This is a genomic window from Craterilacuibacter sp., assembly GCF_051659485.1.
GTDB lineage: Bacteria > Pseudomonadota > Gammaproteobacteria > Burkholderiales > Chromobacteriaceae > Craterilacuibacter.
In genome coordinates, this window is the sequence record NZ_JBOFOO010000232.1 from 1 (window position 1) to 7,503 (window position 7,503).

Here is a 7,503-nt window from a genome sequence, read left to right on the forward strand (position 1 = left end):
GCCGCCATGGCTGCGGGAATGCTCGCTGCTGCCTTATGCCCGGGTCTGGTTCTGGCGGCAGAAGCGAATACGCGACTGGATACGGTGCAGGTGGTCGGCGAGCAGGCCACACGTGGCACGCTGGCAACTGGTGCATCGACCATAGGCAAGACCTGGCAGCAACTGCGCGATATTCCGCAGTCGGTTACCGTGATCAACCAGCAATTGATCGCGGATCAGGGGGCGGACTCGCTGAAAGATGCATTGAAGAATGTCTCCGGCTTGACCTTTGCTGCCGGTGAAGGCGGGCGCACCGGTGACCAAGTGGTGATGCGCGGTTTTGTCACTACCACGGATATGTTTGTCGATGGCGCGCGCGATATCGGCCAGTACACCCGTGATCTCTTTAACACCGAGAAGGTTGAAGTGCTCAAGGGGCCTAGCTCGATGCTGTTCGGGCGTGGCTCGACCGGTGGCGTGATCAATCTGGCGAGTAAACAGCCGTATGCCGGCAACAAGCAGGAAGCCGAGCTGACCCTAGGCACCGACAACAAGCGCCGCGCCACGGTCGATGTCAATTACGCCGAAACCGACAATATTGCGCTGCGCCTGAACGTGATGGCGGAGAAAAAGAACAACGGCCGTACCGCCAATGATGACGAGCGCTACGGCTTCGCCCCGTCGATCGCCATCGGTCTGGATGGCCCGACTTCACTCACGCTGTCGTATATGCATCTGACCGAGCACAATAATACCGACTTCGGTGTGCCGTTCGACCCGAATACGCTCGAGCCGCTGGACGTGCCTTACGATCGCTACTATGGCCTCAAAGGGCTGGATTACGAAGATACCAAGACTGACCTTGCTACCGCCGTGCTAGAGCATCGCATTACCGATAAAAGCAAGGTTAAGAGTCAGCTGCGTTACGCGCGCTACGAGCGCGATGCAGCGCCAATCGCGGCGCGTCTGGTTGGTGTTAGTGCCGGAAAACCGGTGACGGATGCCACGGTGATGGCACGCTCGCTCAAACAGCGTAATGGTGTCGATGAAACGTGGTCAAACCAGACCGATTTCACCACCGATATCGAGCTGGGCGGCATGCGCCATCAGTTGCTGGCAGGCCTTGAGCTGACGCGCGAGCGCTCGTATACCGATCGCCACGACAATCTGACGGGCACCTCGCAGCCATCAACCAGTGTCGGTGCCCCCAACCCTTCCGACACGCCTAACCTGCGCTGGGTCAAGACCAGCCATCGCGACTTTGTCGCGGATGGTGCCGCATTGTATGGGCAGGACTTCATCACGCTGAGCCCGACATGGAAAGCGCTGTTGGGCGCACGCTTCGACCACCTGAGCGGTGACTACCGCAGCTCATATGATGCTAGCCGTACCGACAATGTGTGGAGCTGGCGCAGCGGGCTGATCTGGCAACCGGATGCGGCCCAGTCCTACTACGCCAGCTACGGTACCTCGTTCAACCCGTCGGGCGAGGCATATGCACTGGACAAGGCAACGGAAAAGGTTGGGCCGGAGAAGAACCGCAACATGGAGCTGGGTGCCAAGCTCGACTTGCTGGATGGCGATGTACAACTGCGTGGTGCCTTGTTCCGTATCGAGAAAACCAACGAGCGTAATACCGATCCCTTGATCCCCGATGTGGTGACGCTCTCCGGCAAGCGCCATACCGATGGTGTTGAAGTAGAAGTGGCAGGCCGTTTGACCGAACGCTGGGAAGTATTTGCCGGAACCACCTATCTCGATGCCACCATCGACAAGGCCGGGACCGAGTCAGGTACCGAAGGCAAGCGCCCGCGCAACACCCCGAACCTGAGCGCGAACATCTGGACCAGCTATCGCTTTACACCCGAGGTGACCGCTGGTGCCGGTGCCAACTGGGTCGGCAAGCGTTATGCAAGCGAAGCCAACACCAATGTATTGCCTGAATATGCACTGGTTAGCGCCATGCTGGCGTATGAAACCCGTCACTACAAAGTACAGCTGAATGTGAACAACCTGTTCAACGAGAAATATTATCAGGGCCTGTATGCCGGCCACGCCACCTATGGCGACCAGCGCAATGCCGAGCTGACGCTGGGCATGAAATTCTAAGCCTTAACCCCTTGCCGCCGGGTGCGCTCCCCCTAGTGCCCCGGCGGATTTTTATTCCGGAATCCCTCATGTTGTTGCATATCCCCGAAGTATTGACTCCCGAAGAACTCGCGCATGGCCGCGCACTACTGGCGCGTGCATCGTGGGCCGATGGCCGCATCACGGCCGGCACCCAGTCGGCACAGGCCAAACGCAATCTGCAATTGCCGCAGGACGCAGCCGAAGCGCCAGAATTGCAGGCCATGGTCGAGGCGGCGCTCAAGCGTAATGCCATGTTCTTTTCTGCGGCTTTGCCGAAAACCGTATTTCCACCCTTGTTCAACTGTTACCAGGGCGGCATGGATTTTGGCAATCATGTGGATAATGCGGTACGCAGCGATCCGTTATCCGGGCTGTGGGTGCGTACCGACGTGTCGTGCACGCTGTTTCTTACCGGGCCGGACGAATACGAGGGGGGCGAGCTGGTGATCGAGGATTGCTATGGCAGCCATCAGGTGAAACTGCCGGCCGGCGATATGATTCTCTACCCGTCAACCAGCCTGCATCGGGTCGAACCGGTGGCGGATGGTGCGCGTATTGCTTCGTTTTTCTGGACGCAGAGCATGGTGCGCGACGATGCCAAGCGCACTTTATTGTTCGATATGGACCGCGCCATCAGCAGCCTGCGTGCGCGCTTGGGGGACGGCGAGGAGACGGTAATGCTGACCGCCAACTACCACAACCTGCTCAGAATGTGGACCGAGGTCTGAAGCATAAAAAAGGCAGCCATCCGGCTGCCTCGTGTGGGTTAGCCACTCAGACTAGCGGCTTTTCCATCATCAGATAAGCCTGACCGCACAGTCCAGATAGTTCAAACCCTTCCGACAGGTAGAGTGCCTGGCCGGTAGCATTGTCCGGCCTGACCTCCAGTACGACCTTACACAGCCGGCGTTGCCGGGCTTCCGCTTCGACGACCTGCAATAGCTGGCGCCCCAAGCCCTGGCCGCGCGCCTTGGGCAAGACCGACAGGTCATGCAGATTACAGTTGGGTGCGGCGTAAAAGCTGGAGAAGCCGGTAATGCACAAGGCGTGGCCGACCGGCTCGCCATCCTGCTCTGCGACAAAAGCAAACAGGCCGGGATGAGCGGCGACGGCATCGGCCAGATGTGCCAGCGCATAGGCCGACAGCCCTTCCCCTCCTCCCATCGGGTCATGCGCATAGGCGTCGGTCAGCCGCACTAATAGTTCGCGCTCTGCTGCTTGCCCCAGATCCATCGGGCGGATGGTGGATCTCATTGCAGCAAGCTCTTTTCGTTGGCCAGCAGTTCGTCCAGTGTTTCGCGGCGACGGATCAGGCGGGTTTCCTTGCCCGACACCAGAACTTCGGCGGCGCGGGTGCGGGTGTTGTAATTGCTGGACATGGTGGAGCCGTAGGCACCGGACGACATCACCGCCAGGAGATCGCCCTCTTTCACCGCCAGTTCACGATTCTTGCCGAGAAAATCGCTGGATTCGCAGATCGGGCCGACCACATCGCAGTGTAGCGGTGTCAGGCCGGGATGCTGGGTCACCGGCAAAATGGCGTGATAGGCCGAATACAGCGAAGGGCGCAGCAAATCGTTCATGGCTGCATCGACAACGGCAAAATTCTTGCTCTCGCCCAGCTTCAGGTATTCGATATGCGTCAGCAGGATGCCGGCGTTGCCCACTAGCGAGCGCCCCGGCTCCATCACCAGTTTGAGTGGCCGGCCAGCCAGTCGCTGTTCGATCTGGGCTGCGTAGGCGGCGAGATCGGGTGGCGTCTCATCGCTATAGCGTATGCCTAAGCCCCCGCCGATATCGACGTGATCCAGCACAATGCCGGCTTCGCTAAGGCGGTCTATCAGCCCCAGCAGGCGGTCCAGAGCTTCAACCAGAGGGCTGGCATCGGTCAGTTGCGAACCGATATGGCAATCGATGCCGGTGACTTTCAGGTTAGGCAGTGCCGCTGCTTCGCGATAAACATCGAAGGCCGCATCAAAGGCGATGCCGAACTTATTGTCTTTTAGGCCGGTGGAGATGTAGGGGTGAGTCTTGGCATCCACATTGGGGTTTACGCGCAGGCTGACCGGCGCTTGCAGCCCCATTTTTCCGGCGACCTCATTCAGGCGTAGCAGCTCGTTGATGGATTCGATGTTGAAGCAGTGAATCCCGGCTTCCAGTGCCATCTGCATTTCGGCGGCGGTTTTGCCCACACCCGAAAATACGATTTTGTCGGCACGTGCGCCGGCAGCCAGCACCCGCGCCAGCTCGCCACCGGACACAATGTCGAAACCTGCGCCCAGACGGGCAAACAATTGCAGGATGGACAAATTGGAGTTGGCCTTGATTGCATAGCAGATCAAGGGGTCGAGCTTGGCAAAAGCACTGCGGTAGGCCTCGAAGGCTTGCGTGAGTGCTGTTTCCGAGTAGACAAAGCAAGGCGTACCGAATTCACGGGCAATATCGGCCAGCGGCAGATCTTCAACCTGCAACTGTTGATGGGTGTAATGGAAGGCGTTCACGGAGTTTCCTGTGTTTTGACGGGTGCATCTTTGGGCATATACAGCGGGCCCTTGTAGCCGCAGGCGCTGATAAGGACAGATAAAGCCAGCAAGGTGATCACGGTTCGCATATCGAAGTGCCCGATGTGGCAAAATCGTCATACTAGCAAAGGGCGGCGCTGTCGCCCAATAGCCCGATGTGCGATGGGCCAACCTGTGGATAAAAAGACATGAATGAAAGTGAATTTCTCAAGCTGACCGATAGCCTGTTTACCCGTATCGATCAGGCGCTGGAAGATGCCGGCCTGGATGTGGATTGCGTACTGAACGGCAATGTGCTGGAAATAGAATTCGATGATGGCGGCAAGATTGTGGTTAACCGCCATAGTGCTAATCAGGAAGTCTGGATTGCGGCCAAAAGCGGGGGCTACCACTTTGCCCTGCAAGCGGATGGGCGCTGGATTGCCGCGCGTGATGGCGCCGAATTCTTTGCCACCCTGTCGCAGGCGGTGCGTCTGGCCAGCGGTGAAGACTTCGAGCTGTCGGCCTGATGGATGCGGCTTGGCTGGGTCTGGGCGGCTTGGCCTTGTCGGCATTTTTATCGGCCACAATACTGCCCGGCAATTCCGAAATCGCGCTGGGTGCTTTCCTTTACCAGTGGCCAGACTGGTGGATGATGGCCCTGCTGCTGGCGACGGTGGCTAATTCGCTGGGTAGCGCGACCAGTCTGTATTTCGGCCGTCTGGCACCGAAAAAAGAAATATCGGGCCGTGCGCTTGTCTGGCTGCAGCGCTTTGGTCCGTCGGCACTTTTGCTATCCTGGATACCCTTGCTTGGCGATGCCTTGCCTTTGGTCGCCGGCTGGTTGCGCTTGCCGGTATTGCCCTGTATGGCGTGGATCGTGCTTGGAAAAGGTTTGCGTTACGGCGTGATCGTACTGGGGATCAAGTCTTTGCTTTGACCGGCAATAAAACTGCACTTTTAACCCGATCAGTGTCCTAGGACGAAGTATCGAGCTTGGCAAGCGTGAAAAGGCCTTATTATATCCCGTTGGAATTGGCGTGCGGCTTGTTAGGCAGTTTACAATCGATCATCCGAGAATCCGTAAGCCTATGAGCCAACATATCCCCCGTAAACGCTTCGGTCAGAATTTCCTGCAGGACGCGCAGGTGATCGCAAGCATCGTTAATGCCGTAGGCGCTCAGCCTGACGACATCGTTGTCGAGATTGGCCCTGGTCTGGGTGCGCTGACGCGCCCCTTGCTGGATAAGGTCAAGCACCTGCACGTGGTGGAAATCGATCGCGATATTATCAGCAAGCTGAAAACCACGTTTCCTGCCGAGCGTCTGACCATACATGAGGGCGACGCGCTGGCGTTTGATTTTGCCTCCTTGGGCGAACGCATCAAGCTGGTTGGCAACCTGCCCTACAATATTTCCACCCCGCTGCTATTTCATCTGGCCGGTTTCCCCGAGCGTGTAGTCGACATGCAGTTCATGCTGCAAAAAGAAGTGGTCGAACGCATGGTGGCCGAGCCGTCGACTGCCGATTATGGCCGCCTGACCGTGATGCTGCAGTACCGTTTCGAGATGGAGCTGGTGCTGATGGTGCCGCCAGGCGCATTCTGGCCGCCACCCAAGGTGGACTCTGCCGTAGTGCGCATGATTCCGCAGCCAGGCCGCTGCGGTGTGGCAAAAGATGAAGTCTTGTTTGCCGATATCGTGTCCAAGGCATTTGCGCAGCGGCGCAAGACCTTGCGTAATAATCTCAAGGGCGTGCTGGATCTGGCCGGATTTGAGGCGCTGGGTATCGATCCGGGCCTGCGCGCTGAAAATCTGGCCGTTGAGCAATACGTCGCTATCGCCAACTATCTGGCGGCCTGAAAAGTATGAAGACTGGCCGCCTCTAGCGGCTAAAAATGACAAGATCGCAAAAAAGCGGCATATTGTATGCAAATAGCAGATTTAGATTGCTGACGGTATCCAAAATTGGCTATGGCCAACTGGATAGCCAATGACCAACCAAGGGGCTACCTGTGCAGGATCAGGTGCGTTCCATCCGCTATGGGCTTGGCTTGGGCAGGGTTGTGTCAGCACCGGGAAACACAGCAACGATGAAGGCACGCGCCATGATCAAGCTTATCAATGTCCATAAGTGGTTCAAGGATTTGCACGTCCTCAATGGCGTCAATCTGACCGTAAACCAGGGTGAGGTCGTGGTGGTCTGCGGCCCCTCCGGCTCGGGAAAATCCACCTTGATCCGCACGCTCAATCAGCTCGAAACCATCAACGATGGTGAAATCTGGGTTGACGGAAAATCCGTCACCGATCCCAAGACCGATCTTAATCTGCTACGGGCAGAGGTCGGCTTTGTCTTTCAGCACTTCAATCTTTATCCTCATCTGTCGGTGCTCGACAATATTACGCTGTCGCCAATGCGCGTTAAAAAAATGGATAGGGCCGCCGCCAATCAGCTGGCATTCGAGTTGCTTGAGCGGGTAGGCCTTGCCCACAAGAAAGACGCTTTCCCTGCGCAGCTGTCCGGTGGCCAGCAGCAGCGGGTCGCGATTGCACGCGGCTTGGCGATGAAGCCCAAGGTGATGTTGTTCGATGAGCCGACTTCGGCTCTGGACCCGGAAATGATAGGCGAGGTACTGCAGGTAATGAAAGACCTGGCAAAGTCCGGCATGACCATGATGTGCGTCACGCACGAGATGGGCTTTGCCCGTGAGGTTGCCGACTATGTGGTGTTTGTCGATCACGGCCAGATTGTAGAGCAAGCACCCCCCGAGGAATTCTTCAGTCATCCGCAGCATGAGCGTGCCAAACAATTCCTTGGCCAACTGCGCGGCCATTAAATAATAAAAACCCAATGGCAGGGCGGGGCCGGATATGCCGGCCACACCTGCCTGCTT

Annotated in this window: 9 protein-coding genes; 6 read left to right on the plus strand and 3 right to left on the minus strand. The window is 57.5% G+C overall.

The genetic code is table 11. The annotated features are described in order from the left end of the window. Positions 1 to 2,088, plus strand: a 2,088-nt coding sequence (locus ACRC1E_RS08250) for a TonB-dependent receptor (protein WP_438514620.1), incomplete at its 5' end; no start/stop codon positions are given. A 68-nt stretch (positions 2,089 to 2,156) separates the two neighbouring features. Continuing rightward, entirely contained in the window at positions 2,157 to 2,837 is a 681-nt protein-coding gene (locus tag ACRC1E_RS08255) for a Fe2+-dependent dioxygenase (protein WP_438514621.1), read from the plus strand. A gap of 46 nt (positions 2,838 to 2,883) precedes the next feature. Here the strand turns inward: ACRC1E_RS08255 and ACRC1E_RS08260 are convergent, their stop codons facing one another. Genes ACRC1E_RS08260 through lptM form a run of 3 tightly spaced genes read right to left on the minus strand, consistent with a single transcriptional unit; the run spans position 2,884 to position 4,720 of the window. Further along, the gene (locus ACRC1E_RS08260; RefSeq protein WP_438514622.1) at positions 2,884 to 3,363 is read right to left on the minus strand and encodes a GNAT family N-acetyltransferase; all 480 of its coding nucleotides are present in this window, start codon (positions 3,361 to 3,363) and stop codon (positions 2,884 to 2,886) included. Continuing rightward, positions 3,360 to 4,610, minus strand: a complete 1,251-nt coding sequence (lysA, locus tag ACRC1E_RS08265) for a diaminopimelate decarboxylase (RefSeq protein ID WP_438514623.1) — start codon at positions 4,608 to 4,610, stop codon at positions 3,360 to 3,362. Before lysA ends, ACRC1E_RS08260 begins: the two co-directional genes overlap by 4 nt. Further along, positions 4,607 to 4,720 (minus strand): LPS translocon maturation chaperone LptM, encoded by a 114-nt coding sequence (lptM, locus tag ACRC1E_RS08270; RefSeq protein ID WP_438514624.1) that lies wholly within the window; start codon positions 4,718 to 4,720, stop codon positions 4,607 to 4,609. The genes lysA and lptM overlap by 4 nt, the downstream gene beginning before the upstream one ends. A gap of 99 nt (positions 4,721 to 4,819) precedes the next feature. On the opposite strand from lptM, the gene cyaY reads away from it, so the two are divergent. From cyaY to ACRC1E_RS08290, 4 genes are all read left to right on the plus strand, one after another. After that, positions 4,820 to 5,140: an iron donor protein CyaY gene (gene cyaY / locus ACRC1E_RS08275; protein ID WP_438514625.1), complete on the plus strand. Its 321-nt coding sequence runs from the start codon at positions 4,820 to 4,822 to the stop codon at positions 5,138 to 5,140. Then, the gene (locus tag ACRC1E_RS08280) at positions 5,140 to 5,550 is read left to right on the plus strand and encodes a YqaA family protein (RefSeq protein WP_438514626.1); all 411 of its coding nucleotides are present in this window, start codon (positions 5,140 to 5,142) and stop codon (positions 5,548 to 5,550) included. The genes cyaY and ACRC1E_RS08280 overlap by 1 nt, the downstream gene beginning before the upstream one ends. A 151-nt stretch (positions 5,551 to 5,701) precedes the next feature. After that, positions 5,702 to 6,472, plus strand: coding sequence for a 16S rRNA (adenine(1518)-N(6)/adenine(1519)-N(6))-dimethyltransferase RsmA (rsmA, locus tag ACRC1E_RS08285; protein WP_438514627.1), 771 nt, complete (start codon positions 5,702 to 5,704; stop codon positions 6,470 to 6,472). A 245-nt stretch (positions 6,473 to 6,717) separates the two neighbouring features. After that, positions 6,718 to 7,446: an amino acid ABC transporter ATP-binding protein gene (locus ACRC1E_RS08290; RefSeq protein WP_438514628.1), complete on the plus strand. Its 729-nt coding sequence runs from the start codon at positions 6,718 to 6,720 to the stop codon at positions 7,444 to 7,446. The last annotated feature ends 57 nt before the right edge of the window (positions 7,447 to 7,503 follow it).

Coding starts and splice junctions, on each gene's coding strand:
- ACRC1E_RS08255 (WP_438514621.1), top strand. CDS start 2,157: ATGTTGTTGCATATCCCCGAAGTATTGACTCCCGAAGAACTCGCGCAT.
- ACRC1E_RS08260 (WP_438514622.1), bottom strand. CDS start 3,363: ATGAGATCCACCATCCGCCCGATGGATCTGGGGCAAGCAGCAGAGCGC.
- lptM (WP_438514624.1), bottom strand. CDS start 4,720: ATGCGAACCGTGATCACCTTGCTGGCTTTATCTGTCCTTATCAGCGCC.
- cyaY (WP_438514625.1), top strand. CDS start 4,820: ATGAATGAAAGTGAATTTCTCAAGCTGACCGATAGCCTGTTTACCCGT.
- ACRC1E_RS08280 (WP_438514626.1), top strand. CDS start 5,140: ATGGATGCGGCTTGGCTGGGTCTGGGCGGCTTGGCCTTGTCGGCATTT.
- rsmA (WP_438514627.1), top strand. CDS start 5,702: ATGAGCCAACATATCCCCCGTAAACGCTTCGGTCAGAATTTCCTGCAG.
- ACRC1E_RS08290 (WP_438514628.1), top strand. CDS start 6,718: ATGATCAAGCTTATCAATGTCCATAAGTGGTTCAAGGATTTGCACGTC.